This window comes from Peribacillus sp. NPDC056705 (assembly GCF_043656335.1).
Map to the genome: position 1 here is coordinate 66,020 of NZ_JBHTYI010000016.1, position 25,158 is coordinate 91,177.

23 protein-coding genes are annotated in these 25,158 nt (G+C 39.9%); 16 read left to right on the forward strand and 7 right to left on the reverse strand.

The window, feature by feature from the left end; all coding sequences use genetic code 11:
* Positions 1-112: 112 nt before the first annotated feature.
* The 3 genes from ACFRAK_RS18205 to ACFRAK_RS18215 form a co-directional block, all read right to left on the reverse strand.
* Positions 113-712 carry an exonuclease domain-containing protein gene (locus tag ACFRAK_RS18205; protein WP_394572192.1) on the reverse strand — a complete coding sequence of 200 codons (600 nt, stop codon included), beginning with the start codon at positions 710-712 and terminating at the stop codon, positions 113-115.
* Positions 713-899: 187 nt separating this feature from the next.
* The gene (locus tag ACFRAK_RS18210) at positions 900-1,781 is read right to left on the reverse strand and encodes a helix-turn-helix domain-containing protein (RefSeq protein ID WP_394572193.1); all 882 of its coding nucleotides are present in this window, start codon (positions 1,779-1,781) and stop codon (positions 900-902) included.
* 273 nt (positions 1,782-2,054) lie between these two features.
* The gene (locus tag ACFRAK_RS18215; protein ID WP_387708169.1) at positions 2,055-2,681 is read right to left on the reverse strand and encodes a CAP domain-containing protein; all 627 of its coding nucleotides are present in this window, start codon (positions 2,679-2,681) and stop codon (positions 2,055-2,057) included.
* 322 nt (positions 2,682-3,003) lie between these two features.
* Here ACFRAK_RS18215 and ACFRAK_RS18220 point away from each other — a divergent pair, with 322 nt between their 5' ends.
* The 9 genes from ACFRAK_RS18220 to ACFRAK_RS18260 all read left to right on the forward strand — a co-directional run bounded on the left by ACFRAK_RS18220 (position 3,004) and on the right by ACFRAK_RS18260 (position 12,947).
* Positions 3,004-4,236 carry an NAD(P)/FAD-dependent oxidoreductase gene (locus ACFRAK_RS18220; protein ID WP_394572194.1) on the forward strand — a complete coding sequence of 411 codons (1,233 nt, stop codon included), beginning with the start codon at positions 3,004-3,006 and terminating at the stop codon, positions 4,234-4,236.
* A 65-nt stretch (positions 4,237-4,301) separates the two neighbouring features.
* On the forward strand, positions 4,302-4,880 hold the full coding sequence (locus tag ACFRAK_RS18225) for a GNAT family N-acetyltransferase (protein WP_387708166.1): 579 nt from the start codon (positions 4,302-4,304) through the stop codon (positions 4,878-4,880).
* A gap of 173 nt (positions 4,881-5,053) precedes the next feature.
* Positions 5,054-5,488: a DMT family transporter gene (locus ACFRAK_RS18230; protein ID WP_192204975.1), complete on the forward strand. Its 435-nt coding sequence runs from the start codon at positions 5,054-5,056 to the stop codon at positions 5,486-5,488.
* A gap of 694 nt (positions 5,489-6,182) precedes the next feature.
* Complete coding sequence (locus ACFRAK_RS18235) at positions 6,183-7,817, forward strand: peptide ABC transporter substrate-binding protein (protein ID WP_387599009.1); 1,635 nt, start codon at positions 6,183-6,185, stop codon at positions 7,815-7,817.
* A gap of 133 nt (positions 7,818-7,950) precedes the next feature.
* Positions 7,951-8,880, forward strand: a complete 930-nt coding sequence (locus tag ACFRAK_RS18240) for an ABC transporter permease (protein WP_141994689.1) — start codon at positions 7,951-7,953, stop codon at positions 8,878-8,880.
* The gene (locus ACFRAK_RS18245) at positions 8,880-9,809 is read left to right on the forward strand and encodes an ABC transporter permease (RefSeq protein ID WP_260287535.1); all 930 of its coding nucleotides are present in this window, start codon (positions 8,880-8,882) and stop codon (positions 9,807-9,809) included. Before ACFRAK_RS18240 ends, ACFRAK_RS18245 begins: the two co-directional genes overlap by 1 nt.
* A gap of 49 nt (positions 9,810-9,858) precedes the next feature.
* Positions 9,859-10,872, forward strand: a complete 1,014-nt coding sequence (locus tag ACFRAK_RS18250) for an ABC transporter ATP-binding protein (protein ID WP_387599005.1) — start codon at positions 9,859-9,861, stop codon at positions 10,870-10,872.
* Positions 10,873-10,885: 13 nt separating this feature from the next.
* Positions 10,886-11,878, forward strand: a complete 993-nt coding sequence (locus tag ACFRAK_RS18255) for an ABC transporter ATP-binding protein (RefSeq protein ID WP_387599002.1) — start codon at positions 10,886-10,888, stop codon at positions 11,876-11,878.
* Between the two features lie 214 nt (positions 11,879-12,092).
* Complete coding sequence (locus ACFRAK_RS18260) at positions 12,093-12,947, forward strand: crotonase/enoyl-CoA hydratase family protein (protein WP_387598999.1); 855 nt, start codon at positions 12,093-12,095, stop codon at positions 12,945-12,947.
* 217 nt (positions 12,948-13,164) lie between these two features.
* Here the strand turns inward: ACFRAK_RS18260 and ACFRAK_RS18265 are convergent, their stop codons facing one another.
* On the reverse strand, positions 13,165-13,365 hold the full coding sequence (locus ACFRAK_RS18265) for a cold-shock protein (protein WP_029714163.1): 201 nt from the start codon (positions 13,363-13,365) through the stop codon (positions 13,165-13,167).
* A 554-nt stretch (positions 13,366-13,919) separates the two neighbouring features.
* Between ACFRAK_RS18265 and ACFRAK_RS18270 the strand changes: the two genes are divergently transcribed.
* The 5 genes from ACFRAK_RS18270 (at position 13,920) to ACFRAK_RS18290 (ending at position 19,615) form a co-directional block, all read left to right on the forward strand.
* Positions 13,920-14,468, forward strand: a complete 549-nt coding sequence (locus ACFRAK_RS18270) for a GNAT family N-acetyltransferase (RefSeq protein WP_394572195.1) — start codon at positions 13,920-13,922, stop codon at positions 14,466-14,468.
* A 220-nt stretch (positions 14,469-14,688) separates the two neighbouring features.
* Positions 14,689-16,146 carry a CoA-acylating methylmalonate-semialdehyde dehydrogenase gene (locus ACFRAK_RS18275; RefSeq protein WP_387708128.1) on the forward strand — a complete coding sequence of 486 codons (1,458 nt, stop codon included), beginning with the start codon at positions 14,689-14,691 and terminating at the stop codon, positions 16,144-16,146.
* Between the two features lie 71 nt (positions 16,147-16,217).
* A complete protein-coding gene (locus tag ACFRAK_RS18280) occupies positions 16,218-17,558 on the forward strand; it encodes an aspartate aminotransferase family protein (RefSeq protein WP_394572196.1) in 1,341 nt (446 codons plus the stop codon).
* 551 nt (positions 17,559-18,109) lie between these two features.
* Complete coding sequence (locus ACFRAK_RS18285; protein WP_394572197.1) at positions 18,110-18,724, forward strand: NUDIX hydrolase; 615 nt, start codon at positions 18,110-18,112, stop codon at positions 18,722-18,724.
* A 93-nt stretch (positions 18,725-18,817) separates the two neighbouring features.
* Positions 18,818-19,615 (forward strand): endonuclease I family protein, encoded by a 798-nt coding sequence (locus ACFRAK_RS18290; protein ID WP_394572198.1) that lies wholly within the window; start codon positions 18,818-18,820, stop codon positions 19,613-19,615.
* A gap of 64 nt (positions 19,616-19,679) precedes the next feature.
* Here ACFRAK_RS18290 and ACFRAK_RS18295 read toward each other — a convergent pair whose 3' ends face one another.
* From ACFRAK_RS18295 to ACFRAK_RS18305, 3 genes are all read right to left on the reverse strand, one after another.
* Complete coding sequence (locus ACFRAK_RS18295; protein ID WP_394572200.1) at positions 19,680-20,738, reverse strand: lactonase family protein; 1,059 nt, start codon at positions 20,736-20,738, stop codon at positions 19,680-19,682.
* A gap of 147 nt (positions 20,739-20,885) precedes the next feature.
* Positions 20,886-22,643, reverse strand: a complete 1,758-nt coding sequence (gene ade, locus ACFRAK_RS18300; RefSeq protein WP_394572201.1) for an adenine deaminase — start codon at positions 22,641-22,643, stop codon at positions 20,886-20,888.
* 32 nt (positions 22,644-22,675) lie between these two features.
* A complete protein-coding gene (locus ACFRAK_RS18305) occupies positions 22,676-23,128 on the reverse strand; it encodes a nucleoside deaminase (RefSeq protein ID WP_394572204.1) in 453 nt (150 codons plus the stop codon).
* A gap of 255 nt (positions 23,129-23,383) precedes the next feature.
* Between ACFRAK_RS18305 and ACFRAK_RS18310 the strand changes: the two genes are divergently transcribed.
* Both ACFRAK_RS18310 and ACFRAK_RS18315 read left to right on the forward strand, forming a co-directional pair.
* A complete protein-coding gene (locus ACFRAK_RS18310) occupies positions 23,384-24,286 on the forward strand; it encodes an AEC family transporter (protein WP_260287526.1) in 903 nt (300 codons plus the stop codon).
* A gap of 269 nt (positions 24,287-24,555) precedes the next feature.
* Positions 24,556-24,966, forward strand: coding sequence for a hypothetical protein (locus tag ACFRAK_RS18315; RefSeq protein WP_394572202.1), 411 nt, complete (start codon positions 24,556-24,558; stop codon positions 24,964-24,966).
* Positions 24,967-25,158 lie beyond the last annotated feature (192 nt).

Below are 25,158 nucleotides of genomic sequence, written 5' to 3' on the forward strand. Positions count from 1 at the left end.
AAATAACACCCATCGTAAAGTAATGCATTCCTGTTCTCGTGGAAAGGGCAATTTGCAATAAAAACGTTATTTTGTTTGGTGCGCCTAAACAATGAAGTAATTATGCAATCAGCTATACCCTTGTCTTTTGAGAAGCAGGTGCATATTTCTTCATTGGATTTTTTGCAATGACTTCCTTTAAATAAGGATGGCCAGAAGGTCCTGGTTTTCTCATTAGTTCCATTAGGTAAGATATATCGTCCATAGCCCTGTGTGTTTGGAAATTCGTAATATTATGTGCCTGCAATAATGTTAAGAGTTTACCATTCTCAAATCCGTATTGCTTCCAAGGTACATTCCGCATCGTACAGAACCATTTCTGATCATTGATTTCCGGATACATTTGGTAAAGAAAACTTCTATCGAAAGAAGCATTATGTGCGAAAATAGAATCGGTACGCGAAATGAAGGATTTAACTTTTTCATCATGAAAACTTTTTCCTTCTACGGAACTGTATGGAATTCCATGAACTCTATACGCTTGATCATAATTCCTTCTTGCTCCAAAGGAGAGGGGCTCCCTTAAAAATGATTCCTGATCAATAAGATTAATAATTTCCCCTGTTTCACTGCTGTATGTAAAGAGTATAAGAGCAAGCTCGATAATTTCATCTGAAGAGGGACGTAAACCAGTTGTTTCTACGTCAAGCACTAAACCTAATCTATTAGACATTTTTTTTCCTCCAGTTGGGTTACATTCTTTTATTATAGCTGAATTAGGATAGCTATTGAAAGTGTAATGATTGTTTTAAAGTAGCATTCTGAAAATTGGTAGAGTAAGTGAGGATAAACAATGCTAAAAAAAAGATAGAGTATTGCTTTTTTCAAAGCAATCTCTATCTTTTTTTATCCATAGAAGTTCATAAGAATTGCAATATGCTTTCCAATTCATGTTCGGCAATTCGTATGAATTCTTCGTTTTTTTGAAGACTGAAAAGATTCTTGGATTGTTCTAAAAAGTGCAGTCCTTTTTCAGGTTGTTGAAGATGAACAAGATTCTTACCAGTTAAAAGATGGAGTTCCGCATATAAATATAATGATTCTATCGAATTACAAATGTTGATCCCTTTAAGGGTATAATTTAATGATTCCTGATAATAATGAAGTTCAGTCAATGTTTGTGCCAATCCATGAATGATCTTCAAGATAATAGTGCCTTCTTGATTCACATGGGGAATATTCTCGATAAACTCCAGTGCTTCATTGAAGATGTTGATGGCCTCTTCATAATTCTTCGTTTTAAAATGGATAATTCCGATACTATTTAAAACTTCTATCTCCTGTTGATGAAGAATGACCCGTTTCCCCATGGTAATCTGAATGGCCTCATTCAATAATTCTATAGCCCTTTGTTTGTCATTGTACAAATAAAAAAAAGAGATACCTTCCTGCCATTTCAAGAATTGATAAAACGATATCGATTTTTCCGGTGCAGTTGCCATTTCTTTTTGGACGATTTCATAAATTGCTTCATAATTACGTGTGCGTTTGTATTTGTTAATCAAAAGTTTAATGGTTTCTATGTAATTATAAATCGGTTCATTTTTGGTGGTGAAGAAATACGGCAGGTCAACTTTAAGCTTAACCGCAAAAAGTGCCAATTCATCAATGGTTGGAGAAGTGATGCTTCTTTCATAATCTGACAGGGCATTAGGTTCACATATATCCTTAGCCAGTTCTTCTCTTGTAAGATTTTGTTTTATTCGTAATTCGTTGATAACAGAGCCAACCTCTATTTTCATTACAATTGCCCCTTTGTACCTATGTCTGAATTCTATTTTAACATAATTTTATTTTTATAAGTACGATAATTGAAAGATAGTATGATATAACTACTTTACATATGTTCTGGAATGACATTTTTTTGAAGTGAAAACTGCAAGACTTCTTTTCTAAATAAAGTGAAAGGTTCCCGCATGTTTTGCTTGGAGTTTCTAATAAAGGATAATAGCAAGTTTTAGATTTGGAATATAAGGATAAAAAAAGGAGGCGGCAATCTGCCGCCTCTAACGTTTTTAATTTCCAATGAATTGCTGGGTCCAATAGTGGGTGTATTTCCCTCCTGTCACATGCCCAATTCCAATATGTGTATAGTTCTTGTTCAGAATATTGGCCTTATGTCCAGGGCTGTTCATCCATGATTTCATGACAGCATCCGCACTAGGTTGACCTGCTGCGATATTTTCCCCTGCGTACTTGTAACTAATCCCAAAGGATTTCATCATTTCGAAAGGCGATCCATATCTGGGGCTTGTATGATTGAAATAATTACTATCTCGCATATCCTCGGATTTCAGAATTGCTACGTGAGAAATGGATGTATCCATTTTAAGGGAAGGGAGGCCCCGTTTTAACCGTTCTTCGTTCACTAAACTAAGGACCTGCTGTTCAACTGATTGACTTTCTTCTCGATTAACTGTGGTGTTGGTAGCGGGAAGATTTATGATTTGTCCGATTCGAATTTGGTTTGCATCGTTTATAGCAGAGTTCGTTTTAAGTAATTCGTCAATGCTGACATCATATTCAGTAGCGATTTTCGTTAAGGTATCTCCTTTTGCCACCTCGTAAGTATTGGCACCCAGAGCAACTTTTGGAGCTAATAGGGATAGCGACAGTGCTGATAAAAGGATGATTTTCTTCATTTTGATTCCTCCTAGTAGAATATCTGGATTGGAAGTATAGTATGCTATAAAAATAGTTTTGTGTAAAATTAGCTCATTAACATTCCTTACTGGAATGGGAAAAAGGTATCGAATGGGAAGCTGAGGTTAAGGGTCCATATAACCCGGAAGTGTGTTAAGAGTAACCAAAATCATAGGGCTTTTTGATAAATTGGAAGAATTATTTCATGTAGAAAAAGAATCATTTTACGTTTGCAGGCCATGTTTGTCAGGGTAAATAATAATAGCATCAAAACGATATAGTTATATGGAACTAATAAATTATCCTAAGGGTGGAGCTTGTATGGATTTAAAGGCAGGGAAAATGTTTTGGAAAGATACATTTGAAGCTAGAAAATATCCAATTTTGGAAGAGGATCTTTCATGTGATGTTTGTATAGTAGGGAGTGGTTCATCGGGGGCGCACTGTGCCTATTTTTTGGCAGAGACGGGTCTGAATGTCGTCCTTATCGATAAACGGGATATAAGTGAAGGAAGTACGCTTGCGAATACTGGACTTTTACAGTATTCAAATGATAAATCATTAACTTCCCTCATCCATAGTTTTGGAGAAGAAGCGGGGACACGACATGTTCAGCTTTGTTTGGACGCCATTCGGACCCTTGAGAAAGAGGTTGTTCCAAGTTTAAAGGAAAATCCAGATTTTAAAATTAGAAAAAGCTTGTACTATGCATCCAATCCAGAGGATGTTTCCAAGCTTAAAGAAGAATATAGTAATCTTAAATCCCGTAATTTCCCTGTTGAATATTATACTGAAAAAGAACTTGGCCGTAAATTTTCGTTTTCAAAAGAAGGAGCGCTGGTTACAGGTAATGATGCCGAAATCAATCCTTATAAACATGCTCATTTATTGATTGAAAAGGCATTTTCGAAAGGCGTACGTGTCTATTCAAAAACGAAAATCAATGGGAAGATATTAAAAGAGAATCAAACCCAGTTATTTACCGAAACCGGACACACGATACATGCACAGGCGGTCATCTTCGCAACTGGGTATGAAGCCCAAGAAGAAGTGAAGGATAAAAATGCAGTGATCCTCAGTTCATATGCCATCACAACAAATCAAATAGCCGATCGAGCTAAATGGCATGATAATATGATGATCTGGGAAACGGCACGGCCTTATTTATATACAAGAAAAACTCCTGACAACCGAATTATCATTGGAGGTCTTGATGAATCTATCGATTATCTGGAGAAGAGGGATTCAATGATTTTGAACAAAAGAGATAAATTATTGAAGCAGCTTATCAATTTGTTTCCAGAATTAGAGAATCGGGTCAGGGCTGATTATTATTGGGGAGCTTTTTTTGGTGAGACCCATGATGGTTTACCGACAATAGGAATATATCCTAACCATCCTAATTGTTATTTCTTATTAGGTTATGGCGGTAATGGGACGGTTTATAGTGTCATCCTCTCCCAAATCATCAGGGATTTGATTACAAGGGGAGGGCATGAGCACTCGGCATTGTATGTTAAGGAAAGGAATTTTTCAAAAAGTATTGTCCACTAAGCCAGGTATCTTCTCTTCAAGAATAGAATAAAGTAGACAGCTGAATATACCGGGGGGATACTTCGATGTGGTTAAAGGAATTGGACACAGAAAGGCTGCGTTTAATCGAAATAGGTCACCATCATGCTGAGAGTCTGTTTGAAATTCTCTCTAAAGATGAAGTGACCAAATATGATGGAATAGAAAGTTTAACCCGAGTTGAAGATGCCCGCCGCTTAATCGACTCGTTTAAAAGTGCTTATATAAACAAACGTGGGCTGAGGTGGGGAGTCATTTTAAAGGATTCAGGCAAATTCATCGGAACTGTTGGCCTGAACCAATTGAGCCTTGCGAACAAACGGGCCGAAATAGGATATGAAATCCATCCCGAATATTGGAGGAATCATTTTACGTCTGAAGCCGTTAACGAAGTATTGCGGTATTGCTTTGAAGAATTGGGACTAAACAGAATTGCGGCATTAACTTTCAAGGATAATATTGCATCCAGAAACCTATTGAAGAAATTTGGTTTTAAAGAGGAAGGCACCCTTCGAAGTTATCTATTTCTTCGGGCTAAATCGCATGATGCACTGGTATTTTCCTTGTTAAGCTCAGAGTATTGCCAGTTAAGACAACAAATTATTCAGGAATCAAATAGATTATAGTTTAGTAGTAGAACATTGCAGCTGGCCAATAGGGCCAGTTTTTATTTGTGTGATTTCTCTCCCGCTAGAATCAATTTATATCACTAAAGGACAATATACATATTTTTCATGTTAAAATTAGAATAAAGATTCATTAATCAGTCCGGATGGACATAAAAAGGAGCAAAATCATTGTGAAGATATTATTTCCGTTGCTTGCGGTCCTAGGCGGAATCACCATTGCCATACAAGGTCAAATCAATGGTGGGCTAGGGAAAAAAGTGGGAGTCATTGAAGCCTCTTTCATATCTTTTGGAATCGGGACACTCGCTTTATTATTTATTGTTTTGTTCGCGGGAAATGGAAACATATCTGCCATCGCTTCTGTTCCAAAATGGCAATTGATAGGCGGACTCTTAGGGGCTATTTATGTCATTGTGATGGTATTGGTCGTCCCTCAGATTGGAGTGGCACCAGCATTGGCCGGGGTTATCGCAGGCCAGATACTGATTGGGGCAGTCATTGACCATTTCGGTTTATTTGGAGGCGTACGGATCCCATTGGATGTGAAAAAGGTGACAGGCATTTGTTTGCTTTTCGTGTCATTATATTTATTTAATCATAAATGAAGAAGGGTCATTATCATTGGATTTGACGCGTACTTTTAGGTGAGGAACTGAAAGAATATCTCTATTCCTACATAGTTATTATCCATTATTTGGGGTGTGATTGAAAAGACCTGAATATTATTTTGAGAAAAAATGTTATTCTACTAAAGTTTAATGTTTGTTAGTAAATGGTTTGCTAGGAACGTGGCCTTAGCAACCGACCTGGCTTTAGTTATTAGAATATTTAGAAAAGAGTAGACGAGCGAACTTATATGAATACTGGTATAAATGTGTTTGGAAAAATACTGCAAGTCGGCAGTCTTTTTACTTATCATTCCTATTTACCTAGTATCTAGATCGAATTGATTAGCGAATAAATACTATCTTGTGAAAAAGTACTCATCGGTTTATTGATTTTTTGATTTATTCGTAATATACTTAAAATTCAACATCTTTAATTCGAGGTATAGTACCCTTAGCGAGGTTGAAAAGAGGCTGATTTTTTCACTAGTAAACTGCATTAATGCTTTTTTAGGGAGAAATATGGATTTATGCAAACGGTTCGCTAGTTGTTTTTTGTGGATTCCTGCCATGAATGCTTCTAACTTTCCTCGCTGACATTATTATGTACTATACGGAAGATTAATAGGTGCTAGAAGGATAATCTCTTAAATGGGAATATTCTAAGAAAGAATAAAGATAGGGGGAATATTTTTTGAAAAAGTCTAAATTTTCAGTGCTTGCTCTTCTTATGGCCATCATGCTAATGCTTGCGGCATGCAACGGCGGTTCGAAGGAAACTTCGAATGAAAAGGAAGGCGGCTCGGGTGACTCATCCGGATCAAAAGTATTAAACGTAAACAACTCAAGTGAACCTGGTTCGCTTCACCCTGCCAATGCGCAAGGTACTCATGAATCATGGATCCTTGAACATACGTTTGAGGGACTGACGAAGAAAACGGAAGAGGGCAAAATCGTACCTGGTTCTGCGGAATCATGGGAAATCAGTGAAGATGGATTAACTTGGACATTCAAATTGAAAGATGGTTTGAAATGGTCAAATGGAGATCCGCTTACAGCGACTGACTTCGAATATGCTTGGAAATATGCTTTGAAACCGGAAACAGCTGCTGATTATGCCTACCAACTTTATTATCTTAAAGGCGGGGAAGCATACAACAGTAAGAAAGGGAAGGAAGAGGACGTAGGAGTAAAAGCGACAGACGAACATACGTTAGTGGTCACTTTGGAACAGCCTACACCATACTTCCTTGACTTGACTTCTTTCTATACTTTCTATCCAATCGATAAAAAGGTGCAGGAAGAAAATCCAAAATGGGCTTTGGATGCAAAGACACACGTTTCGAACGGTCCGTTCAAATTAACGGAATGGAAACATAAAGAAAGCCTGAAAATCGAAAAGAATGAAAATTACTACGATAAAGATAAAATCAAATTGGATGCGGTTAACTTTGCTCTAATTGAAGATGAAAATACAGCATGGCAAATGTATCAGAGTGGCGAATTGGATATTGCTTATCCACTGCCAGTGGACGTGCAAGGTCAATTGGTTAACTCCGGTGACAAAGAATTCAAAAACGGCGCAGAACTTGCTGTTTACTATTACAACTTCAATACGAAAGTAAAACCTTTCAACAATGCGAAGGTCAGGAAAGCGCTTTCGATGGCTATCGAACGTAAAAAAATTACCGAAAATGTTGCTCAAGGCGGTCAAAAGCCTGCATTTGGTGTAATCCCTCCGGGAATTCCTGACGCAACTGGTGATTTCCAGGAAAATACAGGCGACCTGTTTAAGGAAAACGTAGCTGAAGCAAAGAAATTGTTAAAAGAAGGTCTTGCTGAAGAAGGCATGAAAGAATTACCTAAGTTTTCAATTTTGTATAACACATTAGATTCCCATAAGAAAATTGCTGAAGCCGTTCAAGGGATGTGGCGTGATAACCTAGGTGTTGAAGTGACACTTGAAAATGCAGAATTCCAAGTTAAGCTAGATCGTGAAAAAGCCGGCGACTTCGAAATTTCCCGTGCAGGATGGGTTGGTGACTATGTTGATCCGATGACCTTCATGCTTTGGGAAACTGACGGAGCTTATAATGATGCAGGTTGGTCCAACAAAGAATATGATAGTTTATTAAAAAAGGCAAAATCTACAATGGAACCAAAAGAGCGTATGGCTGCTTTACATAAAGCAGAGGAAGTTCTGATTGAAGAAATGCCGATCCTTCCGGTTTACTTCTATACAAAACCATATATGGTTAAATCGAATGTTACTGGAGTCTATGCTCCGATTAACGCTTATCCGAACTTTATTTACGCGGATAAAAAGTAAGAGAGTGATAAAAGTGAAATGGGAGGTATGTCCGATTAAGGACATACCCCATTTTTCAATTGCGAATTTGAATATTTCATGAATTCATTTCCGTTTTCAACTCCTTAGAAAATCGATGATTGGGGTGATTACCATGTTGAGATATACATTAAACCGTTTTAAATGGGCGATTATTACTTTGTGGGCAGTTATTACATTAACGTTCATCATAATGCATACGATTCCGGGAAATCCATTTGCGAAAGAAGGAGCTATGCCTCCTGCTGTTTATGAAAACCTTCAAGTCCACTATGGATTGGACAAGCCGTTGTTGACCCAATATGGGAATTATTTATTGGAAGTCGTTCAATTTGATTTTGGTCCTTCATTGAAATCCTCATCGATTTCTGTGAATGATTACATTTTGAAGGGATTTCCAGTGTCCTTGCACTTAGGGGCACAAGCATTGGTGATTGCCATCTTCTTTGGGCTGATTTTGGGTGTAGTGGCTTCGCTGAAAAGAAATAAATGGCCCGACTATTTATCAATGGTCATTGCCATCGTAGGAATCTCAGTTCCTAACTTTATCCTGGCGACTATTTTAATCAATTATTTTGCGATAAAGTGGAACATATTCCCTGTAGCTACATGGGCGACATGGCAGCATACCATTTTACCTTCCATTGCCCTTTCGATGATGCCGCTTGCTTTCATCGCGAGATTGATGCGGACAAGCATGCTTGAAGTAATGGGGCAGGATTACATTTTGACAGCTAAGGCCAAAGGATTGAAACGGAGCGGTGTCATAATCAAACATGCGATTCGGAATGCGTTATTGCCGATTATAACGATTCTGGGCATCCTTACGGCTAATATCGTGACAGGAAGCTTCATCATTGAACGTATTTTTGGTATTCCGGGCATGGGAGATATGTTCGTAAAGGGAATATCCAACAGAGACTACCCGGTCATTCTTGGTTCCACAATTGTGTATAGTGCTGTGCTTATCCTATTGATATTCATTGTTGATATAGCCTATACGTTGATTGATCCTAGAATTAAAGTGACGGGGGAGAAGAAATAATGGCAGATAAAGTGCATTTAACCGAAGATATGTTCCAACCCGCAGAAGACAACTTTAAGGAAGCTGAAAAAATAGCCAGACCTACAGTTTCATATTGGTCTGACGTCTGGCGTCGGTTTAAAGAAAATAAGCTGGCGATGACGGGACTTGTTCTTATAGTCCTCTTGGTCTTGATGGCGATTTTTGGTCCGTATATTAACGGATATACTTATTATGGTCAAGATTTCGAGAAAAAGAATCTTAGCCCAAATAGCGAGCATTGGTTTGGAACGGATTCATCAGGAAGGGATCTATTTACGCGAGCTTGGTATGGTGCGAGGATATCCTTGTTCATTGGATTGATGGCAGCGCTGATAGACTTTTTAATTGGTGTCCTTTATGGCGGGATTTCAGCCATTCGCGGTGGGCGCACAGATAATATCATGATGCGGTTTGCCGAGGTGATCTATGCGATCCCATACTTATTGATGGTTATCTTAATGATGGTCGTATTAAAACCTGGTATTCTGCCGATCATCATTGCGATGTCGATTACGGGGTGGATTCCGATGGCTCGACTTGTACGCGGACAGGTATTACAACTTAAAGAGAATGAATATATCCATGCCGCAACCATCTCTGGAGCCAACACGAGCTGGACTTTAAGAAAACATATGATTCCAAATACAATGGGACCGATCCTTGTCAATTTAACGTTGACTGTACCTACTGCTATTTTTGCCGAAGCTACACTTAGCTTTTTGGGATTGGGAGTGCCAGCACCTCAGGCAAGCTGGGGAACATTGACAAGTGATGCCCTGGGAAGCATTCTGGTAGGAAACTTCTATCAACTTTTAATTCCTGCAATATTGATTTCCTTAACCATGTTCGCGTTCAATGTGGCTGGTGACGGATTGCAGGATGCCCTGGATCCAAAACTTCGGAAATAAATGAGTCCTAACATAAAGATTTGATATTACTAGAATAGGAGGGACGATGATGGAGAACCTATTAGAAGTCAATGATTTACACATCACCTTCCATACTTATGCAGGAAAAGTGCAAGCGGTTCGCGGCGTGAACTTTGATGTGAAAAAAGGGGAAGCCGTTGCCATTGTTGGGGAGTCCGGATGCGGCAAAAGTGTTACAGCGAAATCTATCATGAGATTATTGGAAACACCTCCAACAGAGTATGGAAAAGGGTCGATTAACTTTGGCGGTAAGGACCTGCTGAAAATAAGTGAAAAGGAAATGCAGAAGATTCGCGGAAATGAAATCAGCATGATTTTCCAGGATCCGATGACTTCGCTCAATCCAACGACAAAAATCGGCAGCCAGATCATGGAAGGTATTTTAAAGCATAATAAAAACATGACCCGAAATGATGCATATGAACGGGCGTTGGAAACGCTCAAACTGGTAGGTATACCTCAGCCGGAAAAAAGGATGCAGCAATATCCGCATGAGTTTTCAGGTGGTATGCGCCAAAGGGCGATGATCGCAATGGCCCTTGCTTGTGAACCGAAATTGCTGATTGCCGATGAGCCTACAACAGCATTGGATGTAACGATACAAGCGCAAATTTTGGAACTGATGAAAGATATCCAACGAAGAATGGATACTTCCATCATTTTAATCACTCATGATTTAGGTGTGGTTGCGGAAACATGTGAACGGGTAGTCGTCATGTATGCAGGCAAGGTCGTGGAGACGGGGGCGGTAGAAGCTATATTTTCAAGCCCGCAGCATCCATATACAAGAGGCCTGCTTAAAACGGTGCCAAGGCTCGATATGGAAAAAACGGCTCCGTTGGTCCCGATTATCGGATCACCACCGGATTTATTGGATCCGCCAAAAGGGTGCCCGTTTTATCCAAGATGTGAATCAGCAATGAAAGTGTGCAAAGACCATGATCCGGAGCTTGAAGTAGTGGAAGAAGGTCAGACAGCCGCATGCTGGCTGCACCACCCAATGGCAAAGGCAGCACAGGTACAAGCACGGACTAATGTATAAAGGAGGAGAACCAATGGTTTCACTGAAAAATAAGGTCGTAAAAGAAATGACGGACAACGAAAATTCTCCTCTTGTTGAAATAAAGAATCTGAAAAAGTACTTTCCTATTGGTTCTCAATCGCTGAAAGCGGTGGATGGTTTGGATCTCAAAATCTATCCAGGGGAAACTGTCGGTCTTGTCGGGGAAAGCGGCTGCGGAAAATCGACAGCAGGCCGTACAATCACTCGGCTTTATGAACCGACAGATGGAGAAGTTCTTTTTCAGGGGAAAAATGTTTTCGATTACAAACCTGGGGAAATGTCACATATCCGCCGTGAAATACAAATGATTTTCCAAGATCCCTATGCATCCTTGAACCCAAGGATGAAGGTGGAGGAATTGATTGGGGAGCCACTTGCCATTCATGGGATATCAAAAGGTAAAGAGCGAAGAAAACGGGTGGAAGACTTGTTAAAGCTGGTTGGATTAAGTCCGGAACATATCACTCGTTTTCCCCATGAATTCAGTGGGGGACAACGCCAGCGTATTGGAATTGCAAGGGCTTTGGCTTTAAATCCTAAATTCATCGTTTGTGATGAACCTATTTCTGCCTTGGATGTTTCAATACAGGCTCAAGTGGTCAACTTATTAAAAGAGCTTCAAAAAGAAATGGGATTGACTTATTTATTCATCGCGCATGATTTATCAATGGTCAAATATATTTCAGATCGAATTTTAGTCATGTACCTTGGAAGAATGATGGAACTTTCGGATAGTGATTCTTTAACGAAAGATCCGCTTCACCCATACACACAGGCTTTGCTTTCTGCAGTGCCGATACCAGACCCGACTATTAAACGGGAAAGAATCGTACTTAAAGGGGATGTACCAAGTCCCATCAATCCGCCGAGCGGCTGTGTATTCCGAACTCGCTGCCCTAAAGCGATGGAGATATGCTCCAGTGCTGTACCTGAATGGAAAGAACAAAAACCAGGGCATTTCGTTGCTTGTCATTTATATTGGTAAACAAAAAAACCAGTTGCATTTGCAACTGGTCTTTTTTACACACTTATGTAAAATGTTATTAGAATAGGAGCGATTACCTGAAGATTTAAATTAATTATCGGGATATCAAAATAAATTACTAGGAATCTGAAAATAAAACATATAATATGTAATTATATGTAAAAATTAACTTCTATAGAATTTTTTCGATTTGTGAGAGAAGGAGGGATTGTTAGTGTATTCCACGATAACTAGTGAAATCGTCGATCGTGTCATGATTGTTACTCTTAATCGTCCTGAGAAAATGAATGCTTTCAATGAAAAAATGTGTGAAGAGATGATTCACGCTTTTAATGAAGCGGACGAAAATGATGACGTACGAGCCGTCATTTTAACTGGCGCTGGAGATGCTTTTTGTGCTGGGATGGATTTGGAAAAAGGTGCAGAAACCTTTATGGATCACACTCCTTTGGTTGAATATCGCGATGCAGGGGGAATGCTGTCATTACGGATTTTTGAGATGAAGAAACCTATGATAGCCGCCATTAATGGAGCGGCAGTCGGGATAGGGATAACAATGACTTTGCCCATGGACATTAGAATTGCTTCATCAAATGCAAAAATGGGCTTTGTATTTGCGAGGCGGGGGATCACCATGGAGGCATGCAGCGGCTGGTTCTTACCTAGGCTTGTAGGAATGGGTAAAGCTTCCGAATGGATTTTTACCGGCAGGATGATTTCGGCCAGTGAAGCAAATGAGGGAAGGTTGGTAAATAAGATCGTTGAGCCAGACGAATTGATGTCGGCTGCAATGGAAATTGCAACTGACATTGCGGAAAATACATCTTCCGTCTCTGTGACGCTATCCCGGCAGTTAATGTGGACGATGCTTGGTGCGAACCATCCTGTTGAATCACACAAAATAGAATCGAAAATGATTCATTGGACCGGAAAACAAGCGGATGCACTCGAAGGGATTGAAGCTTTCCTCAAAAAAAGGAAAGCCGAATTCAAAATGAAAAGCAGCACTGATATGCCACCGTTTTATCCATGGGGAACGGACCGAACCTATGAAGTGGAGAAGAAATGAATGGGGTAATATCAGGGAATCCAGAGCTTCGGAAGTGCGTGATAATTTTTACTTTTCGGATAAATTAGGGTTTCTATTCTTAGTGTGTTATACTGAGTTTACCATTTACTATACTTGTTTCATGTTCCCTATTCCATGTGAATAGGGTTTTTTTATGATTGCTTTTTCAATAAAAAAACAGACCCTACAAGTAGGGTCCGTTATATTGTATTTAAAATTACGCTTTTTGAACGTTAGTAGCTTGGGGTCCACGTTGACCTTGCTCAACTTCAAAAGTAACTTCTTGACCTTCGTCTAATGATTTGAATCCTTCGCTTTGGATAGCTGAGAAATGTACGAATACATCGTCTCCGTTTTCGCGTTCGATGAAGCCAAATCCTTTTTCTGCGTTAAACCATTTTACTTTACCTTGTTCCATTGTTGTTGCCTCCTAGTGTGAATCCACACATTGTGTTACTACCCTTGCTCAATCATTAGACGAAAAGTTTTTCACTTATCAATCTTCCCGAACAAAAATAATTCTTTTTAAATATAACAGATAATGTCGGAATCTGCAAGCTAACAAAGGAAGATTATTTATGTACACAGCAATGAATAAATCTTGATGCCCATTATTATCCACCTGGGTGTGCTTGCCGTGACATTACATTGACCCTAAAAACACGGAATATTTTCGAAAAAAAGAATTCAAGTTAATCAATCGCAAGTTGTAGTTGTGGACATCTCATCTACAAATTTTTCCGATTTATGACGCATTCCTAATACGGTCATCCCAAAAGACTTGGCGATTTTTAAGTTTCCTGTCCGATTTTTCCAGAAAAGAACTCATTCAAATTTTGACTTTTTAAAATTTTCACCCCCTGCATCATTCTTTTCCGAATCATTCGTAAGTTCCGATAATATTTTAAATGGGACAGCGAGTGCTTAACAATCATGCTATAATACTAGTAATCAATGGAATGGGGTGTATTCATGAACGTGAAAGACATATATGGACAGCTGCCTACTATTGAATCAAAACGCTTGGTAATGAGGAAAGTCACCATGAATGATGCCGAAGACATGTTCACTTATGCATCCAACAGTGAAGTTTCCCGTTATGTCACATGGGAAGCTCATCGTTCCCTAAGTGATACAAAAGATTTTATCCGATTTATCCTACAAAATTATGAGGATAATAAAATTGCTCTATGGGGCATAGAACACAAGCATAGTGGTAAGTTGATTGGTACGATTGATTTTGTTACATGGCAGGTTGATCATCATAGTGCAGAAATCGGATATGTGCTTGCACCCGAATATTGGGGGAGTGGCTTGATGACGGAGGCAGCTCAAAAGATAATCGCTTTTGGCTTTGAAAATATGAACCTAGTTCGAATACAAGCACGGTGCTTCGTTGAAAATTTGGGTTCAGAGCGAGTCATGCAAAAGTCTGGCATGTCTTTTGAGGGAATCATAAGAAAAGGAATGTTTGTTAAGGGAAAGCATCAAGACCTAAAGCTATATTCCATCATAAAATGATGGCTGTGAAGTCAGCTGATCAAAGAGATAATAATAAGGAGATATACATCGGCTTTGAAAGCCTGAATTTCTGTTCATGATAATTATAAATATGGGAAAATCAAAAACAAACAATATGTGCAAATATTGAATAAAAAACTATACAAAACGTCTAATGAAAAAAGTCGATTTGAAAAATATAATGAAACTATGAAATCGTGTTGAAATGGAGGGTATATTAATGGCAGTTATCAATGATGTAGAAACGTTGAAAAATTATATCGGTGGCAAATGGGTGGAGTCCACAACTTCGAAACATGAACAAGTGCCTAATCCGGCAACAGGGGAAGCATTGGCAATCGTTCCCCTTTCAACAAAGGAAGATGTAAACCAAGCGGTGCAGGTTGCTAAAAAGGCTTTTAAAGAATGGAAAAAGGTGGCCGTTCCAAAAAGAGCTCGCTACTTATTCCGTTACCAGCAATTATTGATAGAACATTGGGATGAGCTTGCAAAGCTGGTCACTATCGAAAACGGAAAAAGCTATACAGAAGCATATGGTGAGGTTCAGCGTGGGATTGAATGCGTAGAGTTCGCAGCAGGTGCGCCTACATTGATGATGGGCAGTCAGCTACCTGATATTTCCCCAGGCATTGAATCTGGCATGTATCGGTATCCAATGGGTGTCGTTGCCGGGATTACACCGTTTAATTTCCCGATGATGGTGCCATGTTGGATGTTCCCGCTGGCAATAGCTTGTGGAAATACGTTTATCTTAAAACCTTCAGAACGGACACCGCTTTTAGCCAACCGTCTTGTGGAATTATTGACAGAAGCTGGAGTTCCAGATGGGGTTGTCAATATTGTCCATGGAGCCCACGATGTTGTGAATGGGATTTTGGAACATGAAGACATTAAAGCGGTATCATTTGTGGGATCCCAGCCTGTCGCAGAGTATGTATACAAAACGGCAGCTGCCAATAAAAAACGTGTCCAGGCTTTATCAGGAGCGAAAAATCATTCAATCGTCATGCCTGATGCGAATTTGGATAATGCGGTAACGAACATAACGAATGCCGCTTTCGGTTCTGCAGGCGAGCGCTGCATGGCTGCATCAGTGGTTGTTGCGGTGGGGGAAGTGGGAGATTCGCTCGTTGAGAGATTAAAGGCTGCAGCGGATGATATCAAGATTGGAAATGGAATGGATAAGGACGTTTTCCTGGGACCAGTGATCCGTGATACTCATAAAAAGAGAACTGAACAATATATTGAAATCGGGGAAAAAGAAGGAGCTGTCCTCCTTCGTGATGGCAGGCATGAAGGCGATCAGGAAAATGGCTATTACGTTGGACCGACCTTATTTGATCATGTGAAAACAAATATGAAAATTTGGAAGGATGAAATTTTTGCCCCTGTCTTATCCATAGTACGGGTTAATACCCTTGAAGAAGCAATCGAATTGACCAATCAATCCGAATTTGCCAATGGTGCCTGCCTCTATACGGATAGTGCAAAAGCCATCCGGGAATTTCGCGAAGAAATTGATGCAGGTATGCTTGGTATTAACCTTGGGGTACCGGCGCCAATGGCATTCTTTCCATTTTCCGGATATAAAAGTTCATTTTATGGAGATCTTCATGCCAATGGGAAAGACGGCGTTGAATTTTACACTAGAAAGAAAATGTTAACGGCAAGATACTGATAGGAAATTGGGGGTCGACACAAATTGTGGTCGGCCTTCATTTATAAATTATTTTAGGAGGAGTGTACCTTATGCAAGTTGAAAAACAGGGTCAGGATCTTAAAGCGATGGATGGTAAATATGTATGGCATCATATGAAAGGGGCTGAATCCAGTCCTGGAGCAATGGTGATCAAAAACGGGCAAGGAGCATGGATAACGGATGTTGATGGGAATCGTTTCCTGGATGGGATGTCAGGTTTATGGTGTGTCAACGTTGGGTATGGCCGCACGGAATTGGCTGATGCGGCTTACGAGCAGCTGAAGGAACTTCCTTATGCCCCTTTAACGAATAGCCACATCCCGGCCATTAAGCTAGCAGAGAAATTAAATGAATGGCTTGGTGGGGATTATGTGATTTTCTTCTCTAACAGCGGTTCGGAAGCGAATGAGACTGCTTTTAAAATTGCGCGGCAGTATCATCAGCAAAAAGGTGAACATGGACGTTATAAATTCATTTCCCGTTATCGCGGCTATCATGGAAATTCAATGGGCGCCCTGTCAGCCACCGGGCAGGCACAGCGAAAATATAAATATGAACCACTCGCCCCAGGATTTCTTCATGTATCACCGCCAGATTCTTACCGAAATCCAGAGGATGAAAGCGGAGAAATAAGTGCAGCGGAAATTGAACGGACCATTACATGGGAGTTGAGCGAAACGGTGGCTGCGGTCATCATGGAACCAATCATCACTGGGGGCGGAATTTTGATGCCGCCTGATGGTTATATGAAACGTGTCAAGGAAATTTGTGAGAAAAATGGTGTCCTTCTCATTTCGGATGAGGTCATTTGCGGGTTTGGCCGTACCGGTAAGAAGTTCGGATTTATGAACTATGATGTAAAACCAGACATCGTAACAATGGCTAAAGGAATCACTAGCGCTTACCTGCCATTATCCGCTACAGCAGTCAAACGTGAAATTTATGAAGCGTATATTGGCTCAGACGTTTATGACCGCTTTCGACATGTAAATACATTTGGCGGCAATCCGGCTGCCTGTGCCCTTGCTTTGAAGAATATTGAAATATATGAAAATGAAAAACTTATAGAACGGTCTAAGGAGCTAGGCCTACGCTTTCTGCAAGAGTTTGAAGAAATCAAATCTCACCCGAATGTTGGGGATGTACGTGGCAAAGGTTTGTTGGTAGGCATTGAACTAGTGGAAGATAAACTGACAAAACAACCGATCGAAATTACCAAAATCAATAAAGTGATTGCATCATGCAAAGAAAAGGGTCTGATCATAGGTAAAAATGGTGATACAGTAGCAGGTTTCAATAATGTCCTGACCCTTGCCCCCCCACTTAGTATAACTGAAGAGGATTTTTCATTCATCATAACGACTGTAAAGCGAACGCTAGCTGAACTATGAAAATAAGGTGATGGCAAAAAACTGAAAATTCAACATTTGATAAAATTTCTGTATGTACTTGTTGATACCCGTTATTTATTTAGGCTCTTTTCGTAAAGATTTTTGTTTTTATAACAAAAAGAATTAAGGTTGATTGAAGCGCAAGTGCGAGACTCCTGCGGGAGCAGAGGGACAGGTGAGACCCCACAGGCGTTTACGCCGAGGAGGCTCACCGCCCGCCCCGTGGAAAGCGAGCATTTGAAGGGGAAATCAACCACACCGCTTTACTTGGTAAATAGCAACAAAGTATACGAGAACAGCCTTTATTTAAGAAAGATTGCATCGATACTTTGCTTTTTAAACGAGACTGCTGCGTTTAATTTTAGCACCGTTCAGAAATTTGAACGGTGCTTTTGGCAATGATCTGGGGAAAAGGGGCGGAAAAGGATTCTATTGCGAACTTAGGGGACATTTTGGAATCGTTTTCCTTGCTTAGTTATAGCGGATGTTCGAAAATGGAATGATAAGGAGTGGCAGAAAATCAATACTATCAGGCAGAAGAGGTGAGGGACATGAATATTGAAGCTATAACAAAAAAACTGACATTACATATCCCTGAAATTTTAGGGAGTGGGAATTTTTCAAAGTATGCTGTATTGGTACCGCTTATAGAGAAAGAGGATGGAATTCATGTTCTTTTCGAAGAGCGTTCACACAAACTGAGAAGGCAGCCGGGGGATATATGTTTTCCGGGCGGGAAAATAGACAAGCTGGACCGTGATGAACAGGATGCTGCCTTAAGGGAAACATATGAGGAACTTAATTTGAGAAAAGAAGATATCGAAAATGTCTTTCCAATCGATTATTTGGTATCTCCATTTGGGATGATTGTCTATCCATATGCAGGATTTGTTCGTAACCATCAACGGATCATACCTAATCCAGCTGAGGTAGAAACCGTTTTTACGGTCCCCTTATCTTTTTTCATGGAAAAACCTCCAGAGATTTATCATGTCAAATATAAGGTGGAACCGCTTGACAACTTCCCTCATGATTTAGTAGTTGGCGGGGAGAATTATAAATGGCAGCCAAAACAGATGGAAGAATATTTTTACATATATAACGAACGTGTAATCTGGGGGATGACGGCGAAAATCCTTACCCATTTTATTGAAATTCTTCGTTAGACCCTTCTAAAGCACCTTTTTTTCTAGATGGATTTCTATTAAACTTAAATTATGGTAAAAGTTAGGTTTTAATAGAAGCGGGGGGATGAGTGGATGAAGTATAGTTTTGAAGTACTTGAAAAAGAACGGGAAATGGCAATGGCTGCACTTGTGAACTTCAATGAAAACCGCGAATACTATGATGAAACCAAGGATCAGGAACTTAAGCTGGCATACTATAAAGATGGTTCTTTGGACCGGGAAGGATTTAAGGACCTACTTGTGGCAACCCATAAAAACCAGCTGAACTACTCACCACATCGTCATGTTTACCCTTGGGTGGACTTACAGGAAAATGGCCAGTTGAAAAGCCTGTATTCCGGTAAAGGGATGGACCCTGTACGAGTCATTGAGGAAGATATCCGTATACTGGAAGTGGTATCAAGAGGCATAGAATCAACAAATATGGAGAACATTCTCGTTAATTGTGAACATGTCGTACCTCAATCATGGTTCGATAAAAAAGAACCGATGAGGGGAGATTTGCATCATCTGTTCGCCTGTGAACCAACATGTAACAGTAGCCGGAGTAACTATCCATACCATGATTTTAAGGATTATATCCCTGAAAAATCGGCGGCGGGTATAAAAGCGGGCTGCGGGAAATCAGAGGAGGGTAAATTCGAGCCTGAATACGGAAAAGGCATCGTGGCGAGGGCTACTTTATACTTTTTACTCAGATATGAGGGCATCATCGATAGCGGCAATATTGACTTGGAGCTGCTTATGGAATGGCATCGGCTTTTTCCGGTCAGCACTTATGAAAAACATAGAAACCAGGCAATACATGAAATGCAGGGTAATCGTAACCCATATATAGATTTTCCCGAAATGGCGCAGAAATGGAATTAAAGAAGGATAACAAAAAAAGGATTGAAGCTGCTGTGATACAAGCTTCAATCCTTTTTATTATCGATTATAAGAATTTTACGCAAACAGGGAAGGGAACTTGAACATCTTTTTGCAGTAATGTTAACTTTCCGTCATGTTCATTTCGGGCATATAGTGTCAGGTTTCCTGATTGTTCATTAGAAGCAATCAGGAATTTTCCGCTAGGATCCAATGAAAAATCACGTGGCCAATTTCCTTCGGTAGAAACCAGTTCCACGAATGCCAGTTTGCCTGTTTCTTGATTGATTTGGTAAACGGCAATACTATCATGTCCGCGGTTTGCAGCATATATGAATTGCCCGTCATCTGAAATGTGAATGGCGCTTCCTTGGTTATTTTCCTTGAAATCTTCCGGGACGGATCGAACCGTTTGTAATTCAGAAAAGCTTCCGGTTTGACTATCGAAGCTCAAAACAATGACTTCTGGTACAAGTTCTGCCATGACATACGCAAATTTGCCGTTTGGGTGAAAGGTCAAGTGCCGTGGTCCGCTGCCGGGAGAAACAGATAAGCTGTTTACTTCTTCCAAAACCCCTTTATCTATTTTATAGGTTATTACTTTATCTATTCCGAGGTCTACTACAGCAATGAACCTTTCATCCGGTGTGAACCCGGCGAAGTGAGTGTGCGCTTTTTCCTGACGTTCTTCGTTCGGTCCTTGACCCTCATGCTGAACAGTGGATGATACGGGCAAAGGGGTCGCATCGTCATGAAGAGGATATGATTCAATCACACCTTCTCCATAACTGGAAGTGATCAAGACCTGTTTCTTGCTGTTGACACTTATATGGCAGGAAGAACCATTTGGTGTCAGTTGTTTGCCCAAGAAGGTAAGCTCACCTGATTCTTCATTGATCGAATAGGCTGAAACTCCACCGCTGCCCGCTTCTTTTAAAATGGCGTAGAGATTCTTCTTGTCCTGGCTGATGGCGACATAAGTCGGATCGGTTAATTCTGCTGCAAGAACCGGTGCACTGAGTTTTCCTTCTGCTGTATCTAAAGTGAAGCGGTAAATACCTTTACTGTTTTCTTTTGTGTAAGTGCCTATGTATCCAATTATGGTTCGTTTATCATGTTTTGCCATATCTATCTCCTCCAAGAAAGATTTGTGTTTAATTTTATTTTAACATAGATGATACCCATTATATCCTTTTCCCGGTTTAAGTCGAGTTGGAACCTGATTTATTTAGAAATTACTGGGGTAAGAAGAAAAAAACCCCGACTAGGGGGGTCAAATTTTATCGACTGGCTTTGATGCTTCAATAGGAATATGCCTAAACTCAGAAACTGAAAATAAACCCTGATCCGTCAGTTTAATTTCAGGGATGACAGGCAACGCCAAGAATGCAAGTGTAAGGAAAGGGTTAAAATGCCTGTTGGCACCCAGTTTCAATAGGGCTCCATCGATTTTTTTCAACGACCGGACTACATCCATATAATTCCATTCACTCATCAATCCGGCTATCGGAAGGGGAAGTGAAGCGAGTATTTCCCCATTTTGGATTACGGCCAATCCGCCCTGCATTTTTTTTATTTCATTTGCTGCCAAAAGCATATCTTGATCATTCGTCCCGGCAATGATCAAATTATGTGAATCATGGGCTACTGTCGTGGCAATTGCGCCTGAATTCAAACCGAGCCCTTTGACGATTCCTAGACCTACTTGTTTGGTCATATGATGCCGTTCAATTACAGCAAGTTTTATATGATCAACATGTTCGGAGAACCGGAATAGTCCATCCTGATTAAGTGTAACCGGTTCAATCGAATGCTTTGTAATCAAGCTGTTTGGTGTTATCTTAATAATATTAGCGAACTTATTTTTAAAAGGTATCGCCAGATCACCTTCCGTTATTTCATGAAATTGAACGGAGTGCTTCAACCCGTCGTCAATGGCATGTTCCTTTTCAGGTGGAAAGTTAAGTAAACGATTATTTTGAACGATAAGCTTTCCCTCTTTAAAGACAGAGTGAATGATGACTGAATCAAGGTCATCCAATATAAGGAAGTCCGCCTTGTATCCAGGTGCTATCGCACCAGTTTCCTTTAAGCCAAAACATTCTGCTGCATTAATGGTCGCCATTTGAATGGCGGTAATTGGCGGGACACCTGTTTTTATGGAAAGTCGAACGTTGTGATCAATACTCCCTTCAGATACAATATCGTCAAGGTGCCGGTCATCGCTGACGAATAAACAACGTCGGGAGTTCTTCTCATTTATAACTGGAATCAGGTTTTTTAAGTCTTTGGCAACGGTGCCTTCCCTGATCATAAGATACATTCCTTTACGCAGTCTTTCTTTTGCCTCTTCCGCTGTAGTGCATTCATGATCCGTTTTAATGCCTGCACACATATAAACATCGAGCTGTTGTTCGGAAAATCCTGCTGCATGGCCATCGATGCTTTTGCCTAGTTTATTAGCATCGTATATTTTTTGCAGCATATCCTCCTCCGTAAGTGAAACGGCCGGGAAATTCATGACTTCAGCTAAACCGAGCACTCTCGGGTTTTGATAAAACGGAATTAAATCTTCACTTTTTAGGACAGCACCAGAGTGTTCAAACTCCGTAGCAGGTACACAAGAAGGCATCATGAAGTAAAAGTCAAAAGGGAGTTGAGCAGATTGATCAATCATATATTCCATGCCCATTTTGCCAGAAACATTGGCAATTTCATGAGGGTCTGCAATGATGCTCGTCACACCATGTAAAAGGAGGATTTTTGCGAGTTCCGATGGCCTTACCATCGAAGATTCAATATGGACATGGCCATCGATGAATGTAGGGCATACGAATTTTCCTGCTGCATCGATTTCTGAAATACCCTCATAACGCCCAATTCCAGCAAAAAAACCATCGACGACAGCAATGTCACCTTTATAGATATCACCATTGAAAACATCTATGATTTGCCCGTTCTTTATGACACAATCCGCAGGCGTTCTCCCAGCAGCAACGTCTATTCTCCTTTTAAGCAAGTTTTTTTTCATATGCGTAACCCCTTTGACAAAAATATAACCGGTTAATATTTCACTTTTTCAGTACTGGTTTCCCATGTTCGAAATGGTAATTCGTGGTCATTTAAAGAAAGTTGTTCCATTTTTATCGTCCGTTTTTCCATTGGCAGGGCAAGTTCCTTGTATATAAAGTGATCATCAAAACCAATAAGTGCAGCGTCTTCTTTAGTACATGCGTAATAAATGGCTTTAGGACGTGCCCAATAAATAGCACCGATGCACATGGGGCAAGGTTCGCAGCTAGTGTAAATTTCACAATCTGTAAGCTGGAAGCTGTCGAGATTCCTGCATGCATCACGAATCGCCTGTACTTCGGCGTGAGCTGTAGGATCGTTGGCCGTTGTCACATTATTACATCCTCTGCCTACGACTTTGCCATCTTTAACGATTATGGCACCAAAAGGTCCTCCGTTCTTTGCCATAACATTTTCATATGCAAGCCGAACTGCCATCTCCATGTATTTTACATCCACTAAAAAAACACCCCTTCATATATTAATAACCAAAAAGTGTTGATGTTACGTTTATGAACGTAAATATAATAAACAATATACCATACGTATTGGAAAATAGATTATTTTTTCTGAAAATAAAGAAAATTCATTTTGCGGTAATATATAAGAAATCAAAAGGTGGTTTAAAAGAATTTTTACAAATAATTATAAAACTGATATGGTTAGAAGAAAATCATTAGAATTATGAAGGTGATATGCATGGGGTTTTTGGGAGTTCTTTTACCGATATTCGGTATATTTGTTTTAGGTTTCATTGGTCAGAAAAAGTTTAAACTTGATACAAAATCGATTTCAACGATGGCATTATATTTAATGTCACCTTTTCTTGTATTCCGAACTTTTTATTCCGCAGAATTTACGATTAATTATGTTTACCTGTTCTTATTCACGATAGTACTTTGTCTTTCTCTCATTCTGGTAGTCTACATCATATCTTTTTTTCGCAATTATACAGTCACTGAAACAAGCGGCATGATATTGGCATCGGCATTCATGAATAACGGGAATTACGGAACACCTGTCATTTTCCTGTTATTCGGTGCCGCAGGACTCGATTATGCAATAATCCTTATGGTGGGACAGCAGTTAGTGATGTGCACGATAGGCATATATTTCGCAGCAAAGGGCAGCCCGGAAGGTAACGGAGTTCAAACAGCGATTAAAGCAGTATGTCGGATGCCAATTGTTTATGGAGCCATTGCGGGTACAGTATTTCAGTTCGGGAACATACCTTTAAGCAATTCGGTTATGGAAGCTATTAACCTTGTAGCAAATGCAGCAATCCCAACAATCATGATTACACTGGGAATGCAGCTGGCCAACATTTCCCTGAAAAAGATTGCCTATCGAAAACTATCAGTTTCGCTGTTACTTAAACTTGCCGTTTCACCAGCCATTGCCTTCCTGCTATCACTTGCCTTACCAGTGGGTGAAATGGTCAGGCATATCATGATCATCGTAGCTGCCATGCCAACGGCGGCCAACACTACGATGTATGCGCTCCAATTCAACACAGAGCCTGAATTCGTATCAAGTGCTACTTTCATAAGTACTTCATTAAGCCTGATTACGCTTCCAATCATCTTTTTCTTTGTATTATAGAAGATTATGATTCTAATTATGTGGGCAAACTTATTATATGCACGAAGTGGGGGATTCCTATCTAATTCAAAAACGGGATCTTAGAGGTTGCATGTATTGCCCTTGATGACCAAGTCTTGGGATAGGTTCCCATGGCTGTTAATAAACGAACTTAGGGACTTTGATTTATGTGATTATTGAGAATGATCTTCAACAATTTCCTATTTAAGGGTGAGCTTGTTTAACTGGCGTTTACTTATTTAAATGCTGTATTTGATTGGAGGGGTTTTGTGTTCCAGACTAAAATTAAACTGATTAATACTGGAAAGATTGATGCCATTTTAAAGGGAATCGTCCTGAAGACCTATGAAGAAGCACTAGAAGAAAAACTCTTGCTATGCATGGAGTGCGGGGATGTCGATTTTTATATCGCGTATTCAAATAATGAGGAACTTCAAGATGCGATTAATGAAAACTTTGAAATTGATGAATGTGGCGAAATCATCAAAATAGATGAACATCAAGAACTTATGGATGATTTATTCGATTATTTCTTGATCATACATAAGGAAAGTGAAATGTTTGATTATTTTCCAGCAGGTCCATATACTCTCGGTGGGGAAATCCGTGAATCGGATACGGATATGCTGGCGCCAAGAGGATTATATTCAGCGCCATTTGAAGATGCGTTAAAGGCATGATGGAAAAGACAGCAATTGCTGTCTTTTTTTCGTGCTGATTTATAAAAGCTCGTTGTGTTGACGGGAAATAAATGATTTTTTACAAGGAGAGGGAATGATTCGGGGGTTAACAGTTTATACTTATCTGTTTTATGAAATATAGCAATAATATCATGAAATATGGTATCGTTTTTAACAAATTAAAGTTTATAT

Excerpts from the sequence above, each read along its gene's own strand:
- ACFRAK_RS18255 (WP_387599002.1), top strand. The coding sequence starts at position 10,886 with ATGGTTTCACTGAAAAATAAGGTCGTAAAAGAAATGACGGACAACGAA.
- ACFRAK_RS18290 (WP_394572198.1), top strand. The coding sequence starts at position 18,818 with ATGAAGTATAGTTTTGAAGTACTTGAAAAAGAACGGGAAATGGCAATG.
- ACFRAK_RS18220 (WP_394572194.1), top strand. The coding sequence starts at position 3,004 with ATGGATTTAAAGGCAGGGAAAATGTTTTGGAAAGATACATTTGAAGCT.
- ACFRAK_RS18250 (WP_387599005.1), top strand. The coding sequence starts at position 9,859 with ATGGAGAACCTATTAGAAGTCAATGATTTACACATCACCTTCCATACT.
- ACFRAK_RS18270 (WP_394572195.1), top strand. The coding sequence starts at position 13,920 with ATGAACGTGAAAGACATATATGGACAGCTGCCTACTATTGAATCAAAA.
- ACFRAK_RS18280 (WP_394572196.1), top strand. The coding sequence starts at position 16,218 with ATGCAAGTTGAAAAACAGGGTCAGGATCTTAAAGCGATGGATGGTAAA.
- ACFRAK_RS18210 (WP_394572193.1), bottom strand. The coding sequence starts at position 1,781 with ATGAAAATAGAGGTTGGCTCTGTTATCAACGAATTACGAATAAAACAA.
- ade (WP_394572201.1), bottom strand. The coding sequence starts at position 22,643 with ATGAAAAAAAACTTGCTTAAAAGGAGAATAGACGTTGCTGCTGGGAGA.
- ACFRAK_RS18275 (WP_387708128.1), top strand. The coding sequence starts at position 14,689 with ATGGCAGTTATCAATGATGTAGAAACGTTGAAAAATTATATCGGTGGC.
- ACFRAK_RS18310 (WP_260287526.1), top strand. The coding sequence starts at position 23,384 with ATGGGGTTTTTGGGAGTTCTTTTACCGATATTCGGTATATTTGTTTTA.
- ACFRAK_RS18305 (WP_394572204.1), bottom strand. The coding sequence starts at position 23,128 with ATGGAGATGGCAGTTCGGCTTGCATATGAAAATGTTATGGCAAAGAAC.
- ACFRAK_RS18225 (WP_387708166.1), top strand. The coding sequence starts at position 4,302 with ATGTGGTTAAAGGAATTGGACACAGAAAGGCTGCGTTTAATCGAAATA.
- ACFRAK_RS18295 (WP_394572200.1), bottom strand. The coding sequence starts at position 20,738 with ATGGCAAAACATGATAAACGAACCATAATTGGATACATAGGCACTTAC.
- ACFRAK_RS18215 (WP_387708169.1), bottom strand. The coding sequence starts at position 2,681 with ATGAAGAAAATCATCCTTTTATCAGCACTGTCGCTATCCCTATTAGCT.
- ACFRAK_RS18240 (WP_141994689.1), top strand. The coding sequence starts at position 7,951 with ATGTTGAGATATACATTAAACCGTTTTAAATGGGCGATTATTACTTTG.
- ACFRAK_RS18245 (WP_260287535.1), top strand. The coding sequence starts at position 8,880 with ATGGCAGATAAAGTGCATTTAACCGAAGATATGTTCCAACCCGCAGAA.
- ACFRAK_RS18285 (WP_394572197.1), top strand. The coding sequence starts at position 18,110 with ATGAATATTGAAGCTATAACAAAAAAACTGACATTACATATCCCTGAA.
- ACFRAK_RS18265 (WP_029714163.1), bottom strand. The coding sequence starts at position 13,365 with ATGGAACAAGGTAAAGTAAAATGGTTTAACGCAGAAAAAGGATTTGGC.
- ACFRAK_RS18205 (WP_394572192.1), bottom strand. The coding sequence starts at position 712 with ATGTCTAATAGATTAGGTTTAGTGCTTGACGTAGAAACAACTGGTTTA.